This is a genomic window from Nonlabens dokdonensis (assembly GCF_002162835.1).
Classification (GTDB): Bacteria; Bacteroidota; Bacteroidia; order Flavobacteriales; family Flavobacteriaceae; genus Nonlabens; species Nonlabens dokdonensis_B.
This window is the reverse complement of sequence record NZ_MAAX01000185.1, coordinates 1-21,849: the sequence shown is the minus strand read 5'-3', so window position 1 is coordinate 21,849 and position 21,849 is coordinate 1. Positions and strand designations below refer to the sequence as shown.

Here is a 21,849-nt window from a genome sequence, read left to right as displayed (position 1 = left end):
TGGTCATTTTATAATATTAAAAAAGTCTTATCTATTTGTAATTCTAATGTGTCTACATGAGAAGAATGTATAAATGAATTGAGAAAGGAATGTTTCGTTTTAACTACGGCTACCAAGTCTATATTTTCTTTTTGCACATACTTATTTACCTCAAAAGCGATAGAAATAGGTTTCATTTTTTTGTACACGATCTCGCTTTCGCGAAAGCGGTATCCCAACAATTTATCTACAAAGTTTTCTTTATCTGTTAATACTGTTTCATTAATGAAATGCAGTACATGCATAGTCGCACTGTTATGATAGACCAAGTTGTTGATTAAGTCTAATTTATCACCGAAGATGCCTGATAGATTTTGCGTAGGAAAAAGTACATTTTTGAGTGGTTGAAATTCAACATTTTGAGGTACTACTAATAAAGGACGTTCTATTTCTTGAATCGCTTTTAGTGTATTACTCCCGAAGCTGATGTGGTCTTTATTACTTCTACCTTTTGTACCCATCACTATAAGATCTGCATCGTATTTTTTCACCCTTTTGTGCAAGGTCATAATGAAGCTGCCTTGATCTACACCAGTTTTAAATTGATGAAACTTATTATTAAAAAGATGTTCTACTCGTTCAAGCATCAAATCTAACTGGTCTTGTATGATCTCCATACCAGCGTCAGTTTCTTCATTTATCATATGAACAATTAAGAAATGTGTCTCTTGATGGTTGAACAGTCGTATAGCACTAGTTAATGCACTGAATGCATTTTCTGAAAAATCTGTTGGTATAATTATCTTCATTAGGTTCATTAAACTAGACCAAAGTTAAAGCTCCTAAAAATCAAAAACGATGATATTTATCAGTGTCCTATAAACTGATAATGTGATAATTAAACAAGTAGATATGAAACCTATAGATCTATAACTAAACTGTATTTTTATTTACTTACTGACGGATAAGAATGCTGTAACTACCTATAACCTCATCGATGCTCCTATATCGTTACCGTGGTGAAACTGTTTAACCTAAGAGCTGATTTGCTGAATACTAGAAACCAATTCAAAACCTTGAAGGTAAACAGGTATAATAGTATCTTTGCGATCTTCAAAAAATGAGTAAAAAATATGTTTGATAATTTAACTGATAAGCTCGATAAAGCTATGCACGTCCTCAAAGGACATGGAAGCATTACCGAAGTTAACGTTGCAGATACTCTTAAAGAAATACGTCGCGCCCTTGTTGATGCTGACGTTAACTATAAAATTGCAAAAGAATTTACTTCTCGAGCAAAAGAAAAAGCGCTAGGTCAAGGCGTTCTTACCACATTAAAACCAGGTCAACTACTTACAAAAATTGTTAAAGATGAGCTTACTGAGCTCATGGGTGGTGATGCGATAGGACTTAATTTAAGCGGGAATCCTACTGTTATTTTAATGTCTGGACTTCAAGGTTCTGGTAAAACAACTTTTTCTGGTAAACTGGCTAACTTTTTAAAGAGTAAGAAGAGTAAAAAACCACTTCTTGTAGCTTGTGATATTTATCGACCAGCTGCCATAGATCAACTTCACGTTGTAGGAGAAAGTGTAGGTGTAGAAGTATTTTCTAATAGAGAAGAAAAGAATCCCGTTAAAATATCTGAAGCCGCGATTGCCTATGCTAAGGCAAATGGTTTTAATGCCGTTATCATAGATACCGCTGGTCGTCTTGCTGTAGATGAGCAAATGATGACTGAAATTGCAGATGTACACGCTGCGATACAACCACAAGAAACACTATTTGTGGTAGATGCGATGACTGGTCAGGATGCGGTTAATACTGCAAAGGCTTTTAATGACCGTCTAGACTTTGATGGAGTTGTACTTACAAAATTAGATGGTGATACTCGTGGTGGTGCTGCACTATCTATTAAAACTGTCGTGAACAAGCCTATTAAATTTATAGGTACTGGTGAAAAAATGGAGGCACTAGATGTTTTCTATCCAGAACGTATGGCAGATCGTATTCTAGGTATGGGAGATGTAGTGTCTCTTGTAGAACGCGCACAAGAACAATTTGATGAAGAAGAGGCTCGCAAATTGAGCAAAAAGATCGCCAAAAATCAATTTGGTTTTGACGATTTTCTTTCTCAAATCCAGCAGATCAAAAAAATGGGTAACATGAAAGATCTTATGGGTATGATTCCTGGTGCAGGAAAAATGCTTAAAGATGTGGATATAGATGATGATGCCTTTAAAGGAATAGAAGCTATAATACACTCCATGACCGTTGAAGAACGAACAAAACCTCAAGTTATCAACGGCTCGCGTAAAAAACGAATTGCAAAAGGTAGCGGTACCTCGGTTACTGAAGTTAATCAGCTACTCAAGCAATTTGATCAAATGAGTAAAATGATGAAAATGATGCAAGGTGGTAAAGGAAAAGCCATGATGAATGCATTAGGGAAAATGCGATAGACATTTCATAAGTATTTTAAAAAAGCCTCTTTAATTATTAATTAAGGAGGCTTTTGTATTTTAAGTAACACAGGCTACGCAATCGCTATCGTTAACAAGTAGGTAATAATTGTAATCATATAAACTTTCATATATGTGGTATAAGTTAGATTTTTACATTTCTATTCATTATCAAGAGCAATTATGACTATTCTAGACGGAAAAAAAACCAGTAATGATATCAAGAACGAGATCACAGAAATCGTTCAAGAAATGAAAAATAATGGTGAGAAAGTACCTCATCTAGCTGCGGTCATCGTCGGTAATGATGGTGCAAGTCTTACTTATGTAGGCTCAAAAGTAAGAGCCTGTGAGCGAGTAGGATTTGAAAGTACCATGGTGCGCATGCCTAATACTACTAGTGAGACTGAGCTGTTAAGAGAAATAAAAAAACTGAATGAAAATCCCGAGATAGATGGTTTTATCGTACAGTTGCCTCTTCCTAAACAAATAGATACTCAAAAAGTGCTTATGGCTGTAGATCCAGATAAGGATGTAGATGGCTTCCACCCTACTAACTTTGGTAGAATGGCGTTAGACATGAGTACGTTTATACCGGCGACACCATTTGGTATTCTAGAATTAATGGATCGATATGGTGTAGATACTCAAGGAAAACACACAGTGGTTATAGGCAGGTCACATATCGTAGGAAGGCCTATGAGTATTTTAATGGGACGTAAAGGATTTCCAGGAAATTCTACCGTGACACTTACTCACAGCCACACAAAAAACATTACACAAATTACCTCGCAAGCAGATATTATCATAACTGCATTAGGTGTTCCAGGATTTCTTAAAGCAGAGATGGTTAAAGACGACGCCGTAATCATAGACGTAGGTATAACAAGAGTTCCAGACGAGTCTAGAGAACGTGGTTATTACATCACAGGCGATGTAGATTTTGAAAACGTATCTAAGAAAGCGAGTTTCATCACACCTGTTCCAGGTGGTGTAGGCCCGATGACTATCGCCATGCTTCTTAAGAACACGCTACTGGCTAGAGAACGTCATAGAGCTGCAAATAGATAAGAGTAAGATAAAGGTTCCGCTTTTGCGAAAGCGGAATCATTTTATCCATTAATGTAACTTAAGAAAATTATTTACCGCCATTTGCTTGCAAGTCTGCAATGCATTGAGCATCTAAGTTAGGTACACCAGAGCCTAATGCGCTCATCATGTCAAATATATTCCCACTTTCTAATTGCGCTTGCATTAAACAGTTTGCAACATTACAATGTTTATCATTATCAGGATCTTCATGTTGAGACGTTAAAGGTGTCCCTAGATTTACTAGCCCCATGATATGACAAAATTCATGTGCATACACGGCCGTTTCTACAGTAACACGGTTAGGCTGGTTTAATCCACCACTAAAGTTTTCTATAGTACTTTGATACATAACTAGTGATGTGTTGCGGTATGCTGTACCTAGCACAACATTATTACCACTATCTGAGGCACTAGCATTTTCAGCAAAAAGCACAAAAACAGCGATGGTATTACCAGAACTAAATTGTGTCCTGAACTCATCTTCTACTTGTCTAACTTCTTCAATCGTATAGGTGTCATACGGCTGGGCAGGAATATCTCTTTCAATAATACTTATTCCTCCAGATTTATTTAATCTAGAATCCAGAAAAGAAACTAAATTATTAAGAGAGCTAGCTTCTGGTCTAAAACCGTCTACATATACTGCTTCTATAATAAGGTTAGTGTAAGTCGTTTCACTTAGTAATTCATTTGCACTAGCACCTGTACTTCTATTGTTTAAATTTTGGCTATTGCCATTTCCCGATGATAATGACCCTTCATCGTCAGAACAGCTGCCTAAAACGGTTAATAAAATTAAAAGCCCGAATACTTTTCCTAAATTATACATTAGATTTATTTTTGCCAATAATAATATCTTGAGATGAAAAATTCTATTAAACTTATACTAAGCTTCTTATTTATCTGTCAATTTGCTACAGCACAGCAGCAAGAATCCTATCAATCGTTGATGATGGAATACTTTAAAGTAAGTGGTATAAATTCTGAATATGAGAGTGCTTACGATGGAATGGTCTCCATGTTACAAGATGCTTATCAAACTCAAGAAATTCCAGCGGAAACCTGGCAAAAGATATACGATGGAAAAAAGGCATCTGTTTCTAAATTTAAAGGTATTCTAGCATCAGAATACCGTGGCATTTTTGAAGATAAACAAGACATACGCAATCTTATTGATTTTTACAGTTCTCCTACCGGTGTGCAGTATAAGAAAGATCGATCTGCAATGACTGATAGTCAGCAGGCAGAGTTAACTGCTTTTAAAAACTCCATTACTGGCCAGAAATTATTTAGTCGTGTGGACCAAATAAATAAGGCTAAAGAAAGTTCAAGTATTTACTGGTCTAGGGAGTTGATTTGTAACGTAACTACAATGCTTAAAGATAAAGGGTTTGAAAGCTCTATGCATATGCCTAGCTGTAATTAATGGAAGAATTTATAGAGCAATTACCGCATCTCGCCCAGCAGAAAAAAAAAGAAAACTCTGCTTTTTTTAAAAAGCTACGTAAAAAAAAGCCCAAAAATCTAGATAAAGAAGTTCAAGAGATTCATAATGAGGTTTTTGAAGAAGTAGATTGTTTAAAATGCGCTAATTGTTGTAAAACGACTGGACCACTTTTTACTAACAATGATATCAATAGAATTGCCAAGCATTTTAAAATGAAACCCGGTAGTTTTATAGATCAATTTTTAAGAATTGATGAAGATCAAGATTACGTACTGCAACAAACTCCATGTCATTTTTTAGGTGCTGATAATTATTGTTCTATCTACGAGGTACGACCCAAGGCGTGCAGAGAGTATCCACATACAGATAGAAAAAAAATATATCAAATAGGAACGTTAACTGTTAATAATACCTCTATTTGTCCTGCCGCTTTTAAAATTGTGGAGCGCATGAAAGAACGTATTTCAGTATAGTTTATCGTCGTTATTTAAGTGGTTAGGACATTGTTTGAAATGCTAAAAGTTCTTAAAAAGTTCTAGTTAAAATCATAAATTGATATTTTTCCTACATAAATAATGTTACATTACTTGAAATTGTAGCTAACATTTGTTAAACTACATCACTGTTAGCAGCAGGTCTATTATATTTGAGTAATGAAAAAGATATTTTACTTTCTTACAATTATAACTTTATTCACTTCTTGTGATGAACGAGCTATTTCTACTGTAGAAAAGATTGACCAAGAAGGATTAAAAAAAGTTATAGCACCTAGTCAGAAGAAGATTAAGGTAATCAACTTTTGGGCGACATGGTGTGCTCCTTGTGTAGAAGAATTGCCTTACTTTGAAGATTTAGGCTATGCGTATCGTGATGAAGTAGAAGTAATCTTGATATCTCTAGATGAAGCTAAAAATATAGACAGCGCCGTCCAACCATTTTTGAATGAAAATAAAATAAAATCAACTGTTTTATTATTAGATGATCCTTATGCGGCAGAGTGGATACCTATCGTAGATGAACATTGGGATGGAGCCATACCGGTTACCATGATAGTTTCTAAAGATAAAAAACAGTTTTACAATAAAGCGCTTACCCAAGAACAGTTGGAAGATGCTATAAATACATTTTTATGAAGACTTTAAAAATATTAGTAACTATTCTGGTAGGAGCGCTTACCATCGTGATTCTATCCGGCATGTTAGAAAGTACTAAGAGAGAAAACTTATTTGCTGAAAAACCCATACCTAATCAGGAACAAGTAGATCGTCAGGAAGCACGTGAGATGAATGCTTTAAAAGGTTATCAAATAGGAGATTCGGCAACAGATTTTTCCCTAAAGAATATTGATGGTTCTATAGTCTCCTTGAAAAATTTTGAAGATGCAAAGGGATTTGTAATTATTTTTACTTGCAATCATTGTCCCTACAGTGTAGCTTATGAAGATCGCATTATCGCTATCGATAAAAAATATAAAAATTTAGGTTATCCTGTAATCGCAATTAATCCTAATAACCCAAAGGAGTATCCTACTGACAGCTTTGAAGCAATGAAAGTAAGGGCCAAAGAAAAAGGTTTTACCTTTCCCTACTTGATCGATAGAGGTCAGAAAATCTATCCTCAATATGGAGCTACAAAAACTCCACATGTTTACTTATTACAAAAAGAAGGAGATCAAAACATAGTAAAATACATAGGTGCTATAGACGATAATTATCAAGACGCCAGCGCGGTAAAGAATAAGTTTTTAGAAAATGCATTACAATCTTTAATAAGTGGTAAAGCTATTGCAACCACTACGTCACCAGCTATAGGCTGTAGAATCAAGTAAAAACCATAATTATTTTCTATAACAGCTCGTGATCTATGCATGAGCTTTTTGTATTTACTGCCATTTTAAAATTGTATTTTTGTATAAAATTTTAAAAATGATCCTAGAACAATATTATACTAAATGTCTTGCTCAAGGAACCTATTATATTGCTTCAAATGGTGAAGCAGCCATTATCGATCCCTTAAGAGAAGTGCAACCATATATTGATCGTGCTGCTGCAGATGGGGTTGCGATTAAATATATATTTCTTACTCATTTTCATGCAGACTTTGTTTCTGGACATGTGGACCTTGCAGACAAGACTGGAGCTACCATTGTAATAGGACCTAATGCTGTTACTAGTTACGCTTTCGCGAAAGCGGAACACTTACAAACATTTTCTATAGGAGATATCTCGTTACAATTATTGCATACTCCTGGTCATACTATGGAATCCTCATGTTATCTTCTAAAAGATGAAGATGGCACAGAACAAGCCATTTTTACAGGTGACACTCTATTCATAGGCGATGTAGGACGGCCTGATCTTGCAGTAAAATCAGATTTAAGTACAGAAGATCTCGCTGGTCATTTATTTGATTCTTTAAGAAATCATATCATGCCATTACCAGATCATATAACGGTATATCCTGCGCATGGTGCTGGAAGTGCTTGTGGAAAAAATATGAGTAAAGAGACAAGTGATTCTCTAGGCAATCAGAAAAAAACGAATTATGCTCTAAATCCAGATTTGAGCAAAGAGGATTTTATTAAAGAAGTAACTACTGGAATTGCTCCACCACCAGCCTATTTTCCTAAAAATGTATGGATGAATAAAGGTGTGAATTCTAGTATTGATGAGGTCATCTCTCGTGGAATTACACCCTTAAAATTAGAAGCCTTTAAAGCACTCACCCATGATCCTGAGTACTTAGTGCTAGATGTAAGGTCTCCTCAAGAATTTACAGCAGGTGCTGTTCCCGGCTCCTTATTCATAGGGCTAGATGGACAGTTTGCTCCTTGGGTAGGAAGTTTGATTCAAGATATTGATCAAAAAATTATCCTTATCGCACCAGTAGGCAGAGAACAAGAGGCTGTTACCAGACTGGCTCGTGTAGGATATGATAACGCACAAGGTTACTTATCTGGTGGATTTGAAACTTGGGCAAATAGTGGCTCTAAAATCTCTACTATAAAAAATGTAACAGCACAAGAATTTATAAACGGGCTAGAAGATGAATCTATTGAGAACCCAATTGATGCTCGTAAACCTGGAGAATATGAAGCTGGACATTTGTGCAGCGTGCCTTTGTATACACTTGATGCAGTACATGAAGAGGTAAAACAACTAGATGCTGATGATACATACCATATTTATTGTGGCGGTGGCTATCGATCAGTTATTTATGCCAGCATTGCTCAAGCAAATGGTATAAAAAATGTTGTGAATGTTGAAGGTGGTTATGCTGCCATTAAAAAAGCTAATTTAAAAAACCAAAGAATAGTTGCTACAAGTAACTGTTCCTTATAAAATATATTATGATAGACCTTACTAACCAAGAGTGGAAAGAAAAAACTGCCGCAGATTCTAACTCTGTGATAATAGATGTACGAACAGATGAAGAAGTAAGCGAGGGAATAATACCAGGCGCTGTTCATTATGATATTTTCAAGCCTCAAGAGTTTATGAATGCTATGAACAATATGGATGCAGAAAAGAATTACTACGTTTACTGTCGTGCAGGAAGTCGTAGTTCTCAAGCCTGTCAGGTAATGGAATCTTTAGGTTTAAAAAACACTTATAATCTGGCAGGAGGTTTTAGTAACTGGGATGGCGCTACTTCAAACCTAGAAGAGTGAAAAACGTTTTAAAATTCATTTTTATATTTTTAATGTTAAGTGTTCTTAACAGCTGTTTCACAGAGAATGCTGGTGTTATTAATGTAGTCTCTGTAGAAGAGGCAGATGCACTGATGGAGTTAAATAATGTTAAGGTTATCGATGTACGCAGTGAACTACAGTATAGTGATAAGCATATTAATAAAGCAATTAACATAGAAGTAGAAAATGATGATCTCAACACTGTTCTAGATGTTATGGATAAGAATGAGCCACTTTTAGTTTATTGCAACAAGGGTGGACAAAGTGAGCGTTGTGCAAAAGTGCTACAAGAAAAAGGTTTTAAACTTATTTATAATCTTGACGGCGGTATTGCAAAATGGGAAGAAAGTGGTAGAGAAGTGATTGTAAAAAATTAAAATAGCAGTTTATGCAGCTTGATCAAATAGCAAAATTAAAAAATACAGATTCAGATAATTTCTTTTTACTTGCTGGCCCTTGCGCCATAGAAGGTGAAGACATGGCAATGAGAATTGCTGAACAAGTGGTGAGAATAACTTCAGACCTTAAAATTCCTTACGTATTTAAAGGAAGTTTTAAGAAAGCAAATCGCAGTCGTATAGACAGTTTTACTGGTATAGGAGATGTTGATGCGCTTGAGATATTACGCAAAGTATCTGAAACTTTTGATGTGCCGACGGTAACAGATATTCACGAAGTGAGTGACGCTGCAATGGCCGCAGAGTATGTGGATGTTCTTCAAATACCAGCTTTCTTAGTGAGACAGACAGATCTTGTTGTTGCCGCTGCAAAAACTGGTAAAGTTGTGAATCTCAAAAAAGGACAGTTCATGTCTCCAGAGGCAATGCAACATGCAGTACAAAAGGTTAAAGATTCTGGCAGTGACAAAGCATGGATTACTGATCGTGGTACGATGTTCGGATATCAAGATATGATTGTAGACTTTAGAGGTATACCTACTATGAGACAATTTGCGCCTACCGTTCTTGATGTTACACATAGTTTACAACAACCTAATCAATCTAGCGGTGTTACTGGTGGTAGACCAGAAATGATCGAAACTATAGCACGAGCAGGAATCGTAAATCAAGTAGACGGTTTATTTATAGAAACACATTTTGACCCTGCAAATGCAAAGAGTGATGGCGCAAACATGTTAGATCTAAGGCATTTAGAAGGTTTGCTTACTAGATTAGTAGCTATTAGAAAAACAGTACAGTCTTTTTAATTACTTACCATTAGGAAATAACCATAGTTGGTAATCATATATAGCGTTGTAAATTATTCTAATTTACAACGCTTTTTTATTTAGACACCTTTAATATAGGATTTTATAGAACTATAACACTAAACAAACGAATTGATTTGTTTAAACCTTCTACTATATAGGTTAATAAAAGTTAAACTTTCATTTATTATGAGTAATTACTCTTAAACATAACTAATTGGTATTAAGGTTTTTAAACCCAACTATTCAGCTTGTACTCATTCAGCAACTGTTCAATTTTAATTTTGAGCTGTAACAAAGTATTTAATTAGCAGTCATTTTATAAATAACTAATAATTAAAACTTTACCTATGAAAAAATTAATCTTATTACTCGCCGTTCTATTTACAGGGATCTGCAACGCCCAATTCATTAAAGAAGTAGATGACTTTTCAAAAATTAAAATTGATGCCAATGCACAAATAGAAATTGTTCATTCCACCAAAAATCAGGTGGTCTTCAGCAAAAAGGAACAGGATCTTAAAGGTCTTGTGGTTACATCTGAAAATAATGCCTTAAGAATTACTGATACATCTATAAACAAGTTAAAAGATTTAAGAATCAGGATATACACTAATGATGTAGAAGCTCTTTCAGTCGATGGAAGTAGCAAGATTGTATTTAATAATTTCTCTTATCAAGATTCTATGGTCATAATGGCCACTAGTGGTGCAACTGTTAATACTGGAGATATGATTGTTAAAGATCTTAAAATTGTTAGATCCAGTGGTAGTGAAGTAGTATGTAAAAATGCAAAAAACACTAAAGAATCAATAGATGGCGTTATGGTAGCTATGAATTAATGGTTCTCAATGATGTAATCAAAGGTTTCAAATTAAAATATTTGAAACCTTTTTTTTATATCAATTAAACTTTTAGCTTTTAAGAAAGTCTTAACAAAAAGGATCCTATGAAATTTAGACTATATCTTAGCATAGCAGGCTTAATATCTATCATTGCTTGTGATAATACTGACCCTACAGATGAGTATTTACCAACTGATCAAATTATTATAGAAAATACCTTTGGTACTAATGTAAATTTAAACCAGCCAGTAAACTATCGTAATTCTAATGTACCGGCTTACATAAGATTTGCTAACACTGGGAATGCCATAGATGATCAAAAAGCTCTTCTCGGACGTATTTTATTTTATGACAATAATCTTTCTGTAGATAATACAATTGCATGTGCTGGTTGTCATAACCAAGAAAATGCCTTTAGTGACACAGCTATTGCTAGTTTAGGAGTCAATGGATTTACTGGCAGACATAGTATGAGATTAGTAAATACCGGATATCAAGCTGGGACTAGTTTTTTCTGGGATGAAAGATCTTCTAGCCTAGAACATCAAGTAACGCAACCTATAGAAGATCACATTGAAATGGGTTTCAGTGGTACTGATGGTAACCCTACCATAGATGATTTACTTACTAAACTTGCAGCAGTAGACTATTACCCAGTTCTTTTTAATCATGTCTATAATGATGGTGTTATTAGCGAGGAGCGATTGCAGGAGTGTCTATCTCATTTTGTATTGAGCATACAGTCTTTTGATTCAAAATATGATCAAGGACTTGCAATGGCGGCAAATCCTGGACAACCTTTTCCTAATTATAGTAATTCAGAAAATAGAGGAAAACAACTCTTTATGACGGCTCCACAAAATGGTGGTGCTGGATGTGTGGCATGCCATGCACCGCCAGAATTTGCGATAAGAGATAACAGCCTCAATAATGGTGTTATAGGCAGTATATCAAACCCTAGTGTCTTTGACCATTCTAACACTAGATCACCTAGCTTAAGAGATCTTGTAAACCCAGATGGAGATTTGAACGGCCCATTAATGCACGATGGTAGTTTTTCTACTCTATTAGAAGTCATCGAGCACTACAATAGTATAGATCCTACTAACCAGCAAAATATCGATCCTATACTGCTGCGCAACGGAGGTCCTAATGGACCGCAAGGACAGAACTTAAACCTTTCTAACGATGATAAAATAGCCTTAGTAGATTTTCTAAGAACTCTCACCGGTAGTGATATGTATACTAATGTTAAGTGGAGCAACCCTTTTATAGATTAAAAGCTCATGGAATAAGCAGCTGTTTAAAGCTGTCCTTTGTGCCTTTATAAACATTACCGTCTACAAGTGTCTTCACACCATTTATAGGCATACGATCTGTAAACTGCCAGAAACTCCACGGTATTTCTGGAGTTGAAACTTTATTATAATTAGCAATCCAGACTTGAGGATAATTTTTAAAATAGGCATCTGGCATCAAAACATCTCTATAAAAAGCTTCTCCACTATAAATGATGGGTTTTACATTATAATGTGCTTCTATAATTCGTATCCAGTTTTTAAGACCTTTTCTTAGCGACTTTTTATTTTGCACATCTGAAATGTCTTCTATGTCAAGGACTGGCGGTAAATCGCCTTTTTTAAGATCTACTTGTTTTATAAAAACAGCTGCTTGCTTTGCACTATTCACATTACTCCAGTAATAATGATAAGCGCCTAATGTAAAGTTCTGCTTTCTAGCTTTTTTCCAGTTTTCTTGAAATTTGGTATCCTTCTCCATTCCTACAGATGCACGCATGAAGATAAAATCAATACTCTTAGCAGGATTAGGATGAGACAAATCCTTCCATTCTATTGCACCTTGATGTTGAGAAATATCAATTCCCTGAATCTCAAATCTAGTAATACGGCTATGAAGGTATGAATTAGAAGGTTGTTGTTTTGACTTCTTAAACGAGTAACGTTCTACCAAAATTACAGCGCAAATCATTACCAATACCGATAGGACTAGGCTTAAGAAAATCCACCTTTGCCTATTCATTTCCTTATCTTAGATTTACGTAAGAGCATTAATTCCTCAAGTGTTTCTATTAAAATCTCGTCATCTATATCATCAACAGTTTTAAAACGTAACGACCGGAGCATTTTTCTACCTTCACCTGCGACAAGAGCCTGATGTTTATTACTCAACTCAATAGCATCCGTCATTCCTAAGTCTACAAAAGTCTTGCGGTAATTTAAAAAGCAAAACATCGTTTTATCACCTATATAATAAAAGGGCAATGACCATTTATACTTCAGCTGTAGCTCTGGAAAGTGCGCTTCTATAATTACTTGTAAATGAAGCATGATAGAACGATACGGCTCTGGCGCCTTATCTATATATTCTAGAGCTGGATTCATGAAGTAAAGCTATGTATTTTTTCCGCTTTCGCGAAAGCGTATCAAAAATAAATATGAAACGTCTTATCTTGTAACCTCAATACTACTAACTATGAAACACTTACTTATTATAACTGTTTTCCTATCTGGAATGATAGCCAGCAGTCAAGGAACACAACTTTTGAGACAGCCTACTATTCATAAAGACAAAGTGGTTTTCTCTTACGCAAATGATTTGTGGCAAGCCAGTACTAATGGCGGGAACGCCGTAAGACTTACCAGCGATATAGGTGGTGAAATGTCTCCTCAATTCTCTCCTGATGGAAAAACGATCGCTTTTACGGCAGAATATGATGGAAACTTTGACGTCTATGTGATTCCTGCTAGCGGTGGTGAACCAGTACGAATGACTTATCATCCTAGTGGAGACTTTGTCCAAGGATGGACTCCAAATAACAAGATTATTTTTAGATCTAATCGAGCATCAAAACCTACTCAATCTAATCATTTATACACCATAGGTGTAAAAGAACATTTTCCTAATCAAATAGAAATAGGTAGAGCAGCCTTTGGAAATATATCTCAAGATGGCAAGCACATAGCCTATACTCCTATTACGTCTTGGGATGCAGAGTGGCGTAATTACCGCGGCGGGCAAGCCTTACCTATCTGGATTGTAAATTTAAAAACAATGGAGTTGCAAACGACTCCGCAACTGGATAAGGAGCGTCATCTAATACCGGTATGGCACAAAGACGTGATTTATTATATTTCTGAGCGTGATTACACCAGTAACATATGGTCTTACGATCCTAAAACTAAAACCGAAAAACAAATAACGTTTCATAAAACCTTTGATGTTAAAAATCTTGACACAGATCACAATAATATTGTTTATGAACAAGGTGGATATTTACACTTGTTAAATCCTTCTACTGGTACCACAAATAAAATCATCATAAACGTTCAAGCCGACTATAATTTTGCAAGAGAACGCTGGAACGATGTAAGTGCCTGGAGCCTGACTAATCCTAATGTGTCGCCTAATGGTAAACGTGTTTTATTTGAACACAGAGGAGAAATTTTTACTGTTCCTAAAGAGAATGGAACCTGGCGCAACATTTCTAACTCCACTGCTGCTGCAGAGCGCAGTCCTATCTGGTCTCCTAAAGGCGATCAAATAGCATGGTTTTCTGATGAGAGCGGTGAATATCAAGTAATCATTACAGATCAATATGGAGAAAATAAAAAGAGCATCGCTATAGATAACCCTACATTTTTCTTCGCTCCAGACTGGTCACCAGACGGGAAATACTTAAGTTTTACTGATACCGATTTTAATGCGTATGTGTTAGATATCGCTACAGGAAAAGCTCAAATCATTGCTACTGATAATTTTGCACATCCTAATAGAACTTTAAATCCTGTATGGTCACCAGACAGTAAATGGATCGCTTACAGTAAACAGTTGAAAAGTCATTTTAAAGCCATATTTGTTTATAACGTAGAAACTAAAAAGACCATACAAATCACAGATCCTATTGCAGATTCTATCAGTCCTATATGGGATGAGTCTGGTGATTACATTTACACACTTTCTAGTACTGATTATGGCCTTACCTCTGGCTGGCTAGATATGAGTTCTATAGACAAAACTGTGAATAGATCGCTCTATGCGGTTGTCCTCGCAAGTGATGGAAAAGCGCCTCATTTACCAGAAACTGATGAAGAGGCTATTAAAAAAGAAGACGCTGATAAAAAGGAAGAAAAGAAAGATGATAAAAAAGAAACTAAAGATGTAGTCGTTACCATTGATGAAGAAGGAATTTTTGAAAGAATCATCCCGATGCAGTTGCCTTCTAGAAATTATCCCGCACTTGCTAAAGGACCTACTGGAACTGTTTTTATTGCTGAAGCTATACCTAATGAAAACGGCTTGAAGGTTCATAAATACGATGTCAAAGAACAAGAAGCTAAAGAATTTGCAAGTGGAGTGAACTCCATGGCTCCTTCTTATAATGGTAATCATTTACTGTTATTTAAATCAGGAAGCTGGAGTCTCAACGATGCTAAAAAACCAGCTGCAGAAAAGGAAACTCTCAATACTTCTATGAAAGTTAAGGTGAATCCGCAAGAGGAATATGCTCAAATCTTCAAAGAAGGATGGCGCTACATGAGAGACTTTTTATATGTAGATAATACTCATGGTGCTCCTTGGGATCAAGTTTATGAATGGTATGCACCGTGGATAAAACACGTACGCCATCGTGTAGACCTCAATTATGTAGTCGACATCATGAGCGGAGAAATTGCAATAGGTCACTCCTACGTTTCTGGTGGTGATTTTCCAGATACTAATCGAGTTCCTGTAGGATTATTAGGTGCCGATTTATCTATTAACAAAGGAATGTATCAAATTGATAAGATTTATACAGGAGAAACCTGGAATCCTAATATAACTGGACCTCTAGCTATCCCAGGAATAAATGTAAAAGAAGGCGATTACATTCACAGTATTAATGGTGCCGCTTTAAGCGAAAACATAAATCCCTACCAGCTCCTAGAGCAAACAGCAAATCGTACAATCAGACTTACGGTGAGCAGTACCGGTAATGAAAAAGATGCTCGCACCGTAGTAGTACAACCAGTGCGTAGTGAATCTAGTCTTAGAAATGTTCAATGGGTAGAAGATAATAGGCGCCGTGTGGATGAACTCTCAAATGGTAAACTAGCTTATGTATATGTGCCTAATACCAGTGGAGCAGGTTTTGAATCCTTTAATAAATACTATTTCTCACAGCAGGACAAGAAAGGTGTGATCATTGACGAGCGTAATAATGGCGGTGGTTTTGCAGCAGATTATATGATCGACATCATGAACAGAGAACCTATGGGCTATTTTAATAGTAAGGCAAATGATAACCGGCCATGGACTACTCCTATGGCAGGGATTTTTGGGCCTAAAGTAATGATCATCAACGAGCGTGCAGGATCTGGTGGAGATTTACTACCCTACATGTTTAAGCAACAAGATATAGGTCCTATAGTAGGAACTAGAACTTGGGGTGGACTTGTAGGAACATGGGACACGCCTCCATTTGTAGATGGTGGTAGAATGGTGGCTCCTAGAGGTGGATTCTTTGATCTTGATGGAAACTGGGCAGTAGAAGGTGAAGGTGTCGCTCCAGATATAGAAGTGATTCAGGACCCTAAAAGTATCGTCGCTGGTAGCGATCCACAATTAGAAACTGCGGTTCAAGAAGCGTTGCGCTTATTACCATCTCAAGAATTTAAAATGAAACCAGAACCTAAGGCTCCTGTAAGATGGAAAAAAGCAGACGGCTGGGATAAAAAGTAATAAGAATTAAGGCAATTAGTTAGCCTACCAATTATACAACCTATCAAGAATTAAGATTTCAACTCTTTCTTGATAGGTTTTTTTGTGGTTCCGCTTTCGCGAAAGCAAGAACATGATCAACACCTCTTCACTATAAAAATTATAGAGAAAACATTGTGGAATCCATAATTTTAGTTTTACTTTGTAATTCAAAGTACTTTAAATATGACTAACGATAAATATCTTGAAGACATAAAGGAGATCAAATCTCTTATGAATAAATCTACACGGTTTATCTCTTTATCTGGAATGAGTGGTATTATGGCTGGTGTTTATGCCTTAATAGGAAGTGTAATAGGTCATTTTATTATTCAAAATGCTTATGAAAAGGGCTATAGAGATACTGTAAACACCTTATTTGAAACTCCGTGGGCGCAAAATCCGTCTTTACAGATAATAGTCGTTGCTGCTGGAGTTTTACTCTTTTCTATTGTTACGGCATTTATCTTTACACGTTCCAAAGCAAGAAAACACAAACAAAAAGTATGGACTAAGCAATCCATAAGGTTGATAGGAAATTTTATGGCTCCTTTGAGCATAGGCGCCATTTTTACTCTAGTTTTACTTCAGTACAACTTGCTAGGTCTTGTCGCTCCTGCTATGTTAGTGTTTTACGGTTTGGCATGTATGAATGCAGCACAGTTCACTTTAGGAACTGTAAAGTACTTAGGCTTGAGTTGTGCGATTCTAGGACTTATCAATACCCAATTTATAGGTTATGGATTGTACTTTTGGGCAGCAGGTTTTGGATTGTGCCATATCATATATGGAGCTGTAATGTATTATAAATATGATAGGTAATTAGAAAGTTCCTCAATAAAATCACCTGATAAAAAAATTAATGAGTCTCATCAATAAGTTAAATAAAGCATTTGATCACCGCATACGATTAGGCATTATGTCTGTGCTCGTGGTAAACGATCATGCCGACTTTAAAGAACTCAAAGAGCTGCTGGATGTTACTGATGGCAACCTTGCCAGTCATGCCAAAGCTTTAGAGAAAGAGAGTTACATACGAGTAGAAAAAAGTTTTATAGGACGTAAACCTAATACAAAGTACATCGCTACCGATGTAGGTAAACTAGATTTTAAAAAACATATTGAAGCATTAGAAAAACTTATCGGTGGATAATGTAACGGAACTTGAACTTGAACTTGAACTTGAACTTGAACTTGAAAATTATGAATTTAAAAAACCAACCTCGTACCTTAAAACCAAAATTATGAAAACATTTTTTTTATCTATGTACTTTGAAATACAAAGTACTTTAAAAACGATAAGAGAGGTTTTTGTATACCACTCCTTTGAATTGGCCAGTAATATATACGTCAAATTCAAAACTGGACCTTCTTGGCAAGTAAATACGCAGCAACTATTGTCTTACCCATCAGAAAGTCTAGGATACCATCTTGGGTGTTTTTTAATCCAGCACAAATTTGAACCGCAACCTCGATGCGAGGATCACGATGTATTTCATGTTTTAACAGATTATAAAATTGATACTGCTCAAGAAATAGCCATGCAATACTGGTTATGGGGTAATGGCAAACGCAGTCCTTTTGTGCTGCTTGCTATGCTCGTAGGTGTGATGTTATATGTAGATCAATACATACTTTTTATAGAGGCTTTCTCTAGTGGACATAATTCTGCACCTATTTATCACTTAGACTTTAAACAATACCTCTACTCTCCTATTTCCATATTTAAATCAACTCTTATTACTTCAAATAACTAAAACCATGAAAAAAACCATAATTATTATCGCCGGAGGAATCGTCTTTTCCACCCTATTTTATGCTCAAAATCTAGGAATAAACGCTTTACTATACAGTCTGTTCTTGATTGTTACTCTTTTAATAAATCACAAAAAATTACTTTTTAAAAAAACTATTATCCTGAGTGGTATTGCAATGCTAGCAAGTGCTGCTGCCATTTGTGCTCATGGATCTGACTGGAGTATTTTTATGTACTTTTTAAGCACCTTTCTATTTCTAGGCTACATAGCTAGCTCTCAAAGCAGTATTTACGTGAGCTGGCTCAATGGTATTTACACCAGTTTATTCGGTATGTTTCATTCTTTATTTTACCAGTTAGAAAAAGAACAAAAGCCAGACAATGTAGAAAAAATTGACATAGCTCAAGTAATTAAATTAGTGATTATTCCAGTTGTATTAATTGTAATTTTCACACTTCTTTACAGTTCTTCAAACCCTATATTTAATGAAGTCCTAGAAGCTATAGATTTTTCATTTATTGATATTTTTTGGTTGTTTACTGCTGCAATAGGTTCTTTAATCATGGCAAATATTGAAAAACCACAAGCTATTCAAGAGCTCACTAAAAAAGACCAAGAAACATCTAATGAACTACAACCAAAATCGCTGAATGATTTGCAACTTCAATCGGTGCGCAATGAATCTCAAATAGGCTTCATTTCTATTCTTTGTTTGAACTTGTTGCTCGTATTTGTATTAATAACAGAAGTACTTTTCCTAACCAACTTAAATACCACTCAAGCCAGTGTGCTGTCTCAAGCGGTGCATCAAGGAGTTTATGCCTCTATTGCGAGTATCGTTATTGCTATAGGAATAATTGCCTTCATATATCGAGGCGATGTCAACTTCCTTAAAAACAATCAAAAGTTAAGAGCGCTTACTTACATCTGGATCATTTTAAACGCATTACTAGTAGCGAGTATTTTTACTAAAAACTACCTCTATATTGATGAACACGGACTTACACATAAACGTATAGGCGTGATTGTTTACTTGTTCTTGACAATTGCAGGCTTAATCACTACCTATCTCAAAGTAAATCACCGACTCAACTTTGTTTATTTGATACGACGCAACCTAGTTATAAGTTACACTACTCTTGCTTTTTATGGATTGATCAACTGGTCTGCTATAATTACAGAACATAATATCGTGGAAGAAAAAGTATCTAGAACCTACTTAGAAAGCCTGTTACCTCAAAATGCATTGGTATTAAAGAAATATAACCTTTACGATGATTATAAATCACAAACTAAAAGCAGTATTTACCATTATGACGATTATAACGAGTACGACTTTATAAATCGCAACTGGCAAGAATTTAACTGGATCGCACATCAATTAAAAGCATCAAATGAAAACATTTCTAAAGCGACTGCAGCCGCCAAATAGAGTAGCTGTACAGCTTGCAAGTGTGTTTTTTATTGCAGTGGCAGCAGCATACTTGTCACTAATAACAACAGGAGAAGAAATATTTAAATACATAGGCGTAGGCTCATTTATTATAGGTTTCATTGTCAACTCCATAACATTGTTAGTGGTCTTACTCAACTATGTTTTAGGGTTTGTATTACTTAAAGAAGCCCTATTTACCTTATATGTTATAGTACTGAGCGTTTCTCTTTCCCTCTTGTTACTATTTATATAAGCTGTAATTGGTCGATTCATATCTCCAAATAATATTATTAAAATCACCTTATGAAAACTTTATTTTTACATCGATTCCACGAGTTAAAACAAGTCTCTCTCATGACACTTTTGTGTATTTGCTTGCTTGGGCTACGAATGAAAATCACACATGATTTTTTCATGTTGTTTTTAATTTGGAATCTTTTCCTAGCATTTATTCCCTATGTGATGGTAGTTCGTTTACGCTTTCGCGAAAGCGTATCCAAAACCAACCTCATACTTACTTTTATAGTTTGGCTAGCCTTCCTACCCAATGCTCCTTATCTCGTTACAGATTTGATTCACATTAGACATGCTAGTGCTAGCTGGATCGTTTATGAATCACTTCTTATTTTAAGCTTCAGTGCTACCGGATTATTTTTAGGATTTTTAAGTCTCAGAGATATGACGCAACTATTAAGTGAAAAAGGGTGGTTGTCCAGCATAAAACACAAGGCTCTATTTCAAAATATCGTCTTAATTCTCTGCAGTTATGGCATCTACCTAGGAAGAGTTTTAAGGTGGAATACATGGGATATTATTCAACATCCAGAAAAATTATTTAAGGATATGGTAGATCTTTTTTTACACCCTTTTTCAAATCAAGAAGCCTGGCTCATGATAAGCAGTATGAGCTTTTTCCTTATCGTTACTTTTAATCTATTTAAAAATTATAATGAACCTACAAAAATTACATCGCAAGCCTAAAAAAGTTTATATAATCGCAGCTTTAATATTGTTTGTGATTGAAGTGTTAATAGAACGATATGCTCACGACGATTTTATAAGACCTTATCTAGGAGATTTTTTTGTGGTTATTTTAATTTATTCAGCAGTAATGTCGGTAAGTAATTTCAAGGTTATGAGCGTTGCTATTGCAACCTTGCTTTTTAGTTACGCCATTGAAATAGCTCAATATGCACAAGTAGTCTCTCTATTAGGATTAGAAGATAACAAAATAGCAAGAATAATTATAGGCACAAGTTTTTCTTGGTGGGATGTATTGATGTATACTTTGGGAATTTTATTTGTGTTGATGGTGGAGCGTTGGAATTTTAAAATAGAATAAAACTATAAATTATGATCTAGCAAACTCCTCTAAATTTTCTGCTCCTATTGTATATCTTTACAGGTTTATTTTGAGACCAATACGTATGAAAGAATTCATCTCCAACCGAAGTAACGAATTCAAAAGCATTTTTGCGCTTACTTTACTTTGTCTGGTTTTTCTAGCTATTCGCTTGAAATTGGGTTATAGTGAGTACAAATTTTTCATACTATGGAATTTATTTTTAGCCTTTATTCCTTACGTTTTAGTTATGAGTTTACGCTTGCGCGAAAGCGTACATAAGGTCACACTTGTAGTTATAATTATAGTCTGGCTGGCATTTCTACCTAATGCGCCATATATCCTCAGTGATTTAATTCACCTGACAGCTGCTCCTTCAAATTATATAATTTTTGAGGCTTTATTTTTACTGAGCTATGCCCTTTGTGGACTTTATTTGGGCTATTTAAGTTTAAGAGATATGAGTATTATTTTACACGATAAAGGATGGCTCAAAAAGAAGGTTTTTATATTTATTTTTCAAAACACCATACTTTTTCTATGTGCTTATGGAGTTTATATAGGTCGGGAATTGCGATGGAATTCTTGGGATGTCATTAATCGTCCCAAGGATATTGTTATGGATATCGCTCCATTGCATCAAAACCCTATAGAGAATAAAGAAAGTTGGATTTTTATAGGAAGTATGAGTATTTTTCTTATGCTCACTTATCGTGCGTTTACAATGATGGCAACTCATAGCACCTTATCAAAGAAGCCTTAACTCCAGGTTTACCTTTTCAGTGCAAAATGCCCTTTAAAGCTGCGTCCATCAGCTAGTTCTACAAGATACCAG

The 21,849-nt window shown here is 35.4% G+C and carries 25 protein-coding genes; 21 read left to right on the top strand and 4 right to left on the bottom strand.

The window, feature by feature from the left end:
* Positions 1–8: 8 nt before the first annotated feature.
* Positions 9–788 (bottom strand): universal stress protein, encoded by a 780-nt coding sequence (locus A9Q93_RS12315; protein WP_303687703.1) that lies wholly within the window; start codon positions 786–788, stop codon positions 9–11.
* Positions 789–1,112: 324 nt separating this feature from the next.
* Here A9Q93_RS12315 and ffh point away from each other — a divergent pair, with 324 nt between their 5' ends.
* Both ffh and A9Q93_RS12305 read left to right on the top strand, forming a co-directional pair.
* Positions 1,113–2,441, top strand: coding sequence for a signal recognition particle protein (ffh, locus tag A9Q93_RS12310; RefSeq protein ID WP_303687702.1), 1,329 nt, complete (start codon positions 1,113–1,115; stop codon positions 2,439–2,441).
* Positions 2,442–2,624: 183 nt separating this feature from the next.
* Positions 2,625–3,512, top strand: a complete 888-nt coding sequence (locus A9Q93_RS12305) for a bifunctional 5,10-methylenetetrahydrofolate dehydrogenase/5,10-methenyltetrahydrofolate cyclohydrolase (protein WP_303687701.1) — start codon at positions 2,625–2,627, stop codon at positions 3,510–3,512.
* A gap of 67 nt (positions 3,513–3,579) precedes the next feature.
* Here A9Q93_RS12305 and A9Q93_RS12300 read toward each other — a convergent pair whose 3' ends face one another.
* Positions 3,580–4,362 (bottom strand): membrane metalloprotease, encoded by a 783-nt coding sequence (locus A9Q93_RS12300; protein ID WP_303687700.1) that lies wholly within the window; start codon positions 4,360–4,362, stop codon positions 3,580–3,582.
* 33 nt (positions 4,363–4,395) lie between these two features.
* Here A9Q93_RS12300 and A9Q93_RS12295 point away from each other — a divergent pair, with 33 nt between their 5' ends.
* From A9Q93_RS12295 to A9Q93_RS12250, 10 genes are all read left to right on the top strand, one after another.
* Positions 4,396–4,959, top strand: a complete 564-nt coding sequence (locus A9Q93_RS12295; protein ID WP_303687699.1) for an excinuclease ABC subunit B — start codon at positions 4,396–4,398, stop codon at positions 4,957–4,959.
* Positions 4,959–5,453 (top strand): YkgJ family cysteine cluster protein, encoded by a 495-nt coding sequence (locus A9Q93_RS12290; RefSeq protein ID WP_303687698.1) that lies wholly within the window; start codon positions 4,959–4,961, stop codon positions 5,451–5,453. Before A9Q93_RS12295 ends, A9Q93_RS12290 begins: the two co-directional genes overlap by 1 nt.
* A gap of 180 nt (positions 5,454–5,633) precedes the next feature.
* Positions 5,634–6,113 (top strand): TlpA disulfide reductase family protein, encoded by a 480-nt coding sequence (locus tag A9Q93_RS12285; RefSeq protein WP_303687697.1) that lies wholly within the window; start codon positions 5,634–5,636, stop codon positions 6,111–6,113.
* Positions 6,110–6,808, top strand: a complete 699-nt coding sequence (locus A9Q93_RS12280; RefSeq protein ID WP_303687696.1) for a thioredoxin family protein — start codon at positions 6,110–6,112, stop codon at positions 6,806–6,808. The genes A9Q93_RS12285 and A9Q93_RS12280 overlap by 4 nt, the downstream gene beginning before the upstream one ends.
* Before the next feature lie 97 nt (positions 6,809–6,905).
* Positions 6,906–8,321, top strand: coding sequence for a rhodanese-like domain-containing protein (locus A9Q93_RS12275; protein ID WP_303687695.1), 1,416 nt, complete (start codon positions 6,906–6,908; stop codon positions 8,319–8,321).
* Positions 8,322–8,329: 8 nt separating this feature from the next.
* Positions 8,330–8,650, top strand: a complete 321-nt coding sequence (locus tag A9Q93_RS12270; protein WP_303687694.1) for a rhodanese-like domain-containing protein — start codon at positions 8,330–8,332, stop codon at positions 8,648–8,650.
* Entirely contained in the window at positions 8,647–9,048 is a 402-nt protein-coding gene (locus A9Q93_RS12265) for a rhodanese-like domain-containing protein (protein WP_303687693.1), read from the top strand. The genes A9Q93_RS12270 and A9Q93_RS12265 overlap by 4 nt, the downstream gene beginning before the upstream one ends.
* Before the next feature lie 11 nt (positions 9,049–9,059).
* Positions 9,060–9,878 carry a 3-deoxy-8-phosphooctulonate synthase gene (gene kdsA, locus A9Q93_RS12260; RefSeq protein ID WP_303687692.1) on the top strand — a complete coding sequence of 273 codons (819 nt, stop codon included), beginning with the start codon at positions 9,060–9,062 and terminating at the stop codon, positions 9,876–9,878.
* A 350-nt stretch (positions 9,879–10,228) separates the two neighbouring features.
* Positions 10,229–10,720: a DUF2807 domain-containing protein gene (locus A9Q93_RS12255; RefSeq protein ID WP_303687691.1), complete on the top strand. Its 492-nt coding sequence runs from the start codon at positions 10,229–10,231 to the stop codon at positions 10,718–10,720.
* Positions 10,721–10,827: 107 nt separating this feature from the next.
* Entirely contained in the window at positions 10,828–12,003 is a 1,176-nt protein-coding gene (locus A9Q93_RS12250; RefSeq protein ID WP_303687690.1) for a cytochrome-c peroxidase, read from the top strand.
* A 4-nt stretch (positions 12,004–12,007) separates the two neighbouring features.
* On the opposite strand, the gene A9Q93_RS12245 is transcribed toward A9Q93_RS12250, so the two are convergent.
* Both A9Q93_RS12245 and A9Q93_RS12240 read right to left on the bottom strand, forming a co-directional pair.
* Entirely contained in the window at positions 12,008–12,763 is a 756-nt protein-coding gene (locus tag A9Q93_RS12245) for a glycoside hydrolase family 25 protein (protein WP_303687689.1), read from the bottom strand.
* On the bottom strand, positions 12,760–13,125 hold the full coding sequence (locus tag A9Q93_RS12240; RefSeq protein ID WP_303687688.1) for a DUF1801 domain-containing protein: 366 nt from the start codon (positions 13,123–13,125) through the stop codon (positions 12,760–12,762). Before A9Q93_RS12240 ends, A9Q93_RS12245 begins: the two co-directional genes overlap by 4 nt.
* A gap of 91 nt (positions 13,126–13,216) precedes the next feature.
* Between A9Q93_RS12240 and A9Q93_RS12235 the strand changes: the two genes are divergently transcribed.
* The 9 genes from A9Q93_RS12235 (at position 13,217) to A9Q93_RS12195 (ending at position 21,777) form a co-directional block, all read left to right on the top strand.
* Positions 13,217–16,462, top strand: coding sequence for a S41 family peptidase (locus tag A9Q93_RS12235; protein WP_303687687.1), 3,246 nt, complete (start codon positions 13,217–13,219; stop codon positions 16,460–16,462).
* A 204-nt stretch (positions 16,463–16,666) separates the two neighbouring features.
* The gene (locus A9Q93_RS12230) at positions 16,667–17,302 is read left to right on the top strand and encodes a hypothetical protein (RefSeq protein ID WP_303687686.1); all 636 of its coding nucleotides are present in this window, start codon (positions 16,667–16,669) and stop codon (positions 17,300–17,302) included.
* A gap of 40 nt (positions 17,303–17,342) precedes the next feature.
* Positions 17,343–17,633, top strand: a complete 291-nt coding sequence (locus A9Q93_RS12225) for a transcriptional regulator (protein WP_303687685.1) — start codon at positions 17,343–17,345, stop codon at positions 17,631–17,633.
* Positions 17,634–17,724: 91 nt separating this feature from the next.
* Positions 17,725–18,237, top strand: coding sequence for a hypothetical protein (locus A9Q93_RS12220; RefSeq protein ID WP_303687684.1), 513 nt, complete (start codon positions 17,725–17,727; stop codon positions 18,235–18,237).
* Between the two features lie 4 nt (positions 18,238–18,241).
* Positions 18,242–19,669 carry a DUF4173 domain-containing protein gene (locus A9Q93_RS12215; RefSeq protein ID WP_303687683.1) on the top strand — a complete coding sequence of 476 codons (1,428 nt, stop codon included), beginning with the start codon at positions 18,242–18,244 and terminating at the stop codon, positions 19,667–19,669.
* Positions 19,632–19,925, top strand: coding sequence for a hypothetical protein (locus A9Q93_RS12210; protein ID WP_303687682.1), 294 nt, complete (start codon positions 19,632–19,634; stop codon positions 19,923–19,925). The genes A9Q93_RS12215 and A9Q93_RS12210 overlap by 38 nt, the downstream gene beginning before the upstream one ends.
* Before the next feature lie 50 nt (positions 19,926–19,975).
* The gene (locus A9Q93_RS12205) at positions 19,976–20,653 is read left to right on the top strand and encodes a DUF1361 domain-containing protein (protein WP_303687681.1); all 678 of its coding nucleotides are present in this window, start codon (positions 19,976–19,978) and stop codon (positions 20,651–20,653) included.
* Complete coding sequence (locus A9Q93_RS12200) at positions 20,622–21,014, top strand: DUF2809 domain-containing protein (RefSeq protein WP_303687680.1); 393 nt, start codon at positions 20,622–20,624, stop codon at positions 21,012–21,014. The genes A9Q93_RS12205 and A9Q93_RS12200 overlap by 32 nt, the downstream gene beginning before the upstream one ends.
* A 172-nt stretch (positions 21,015–21,186) precedes the next feature.
* Positions 21,187–21,777 carry a DUF1361 domain-containing protein gene (locus A9Q93_RS12195; protein WP_369674710.1) on the top strand — a complete coding sequence of 197 codons (591 nt, stop codon included), beginning with the start codon at positions 21,187–21,189 and terminating at the stop codon, positions 21,775–21,777.
* Positions 21,778–21,849 lie beyond the last annotated feature (72 nt).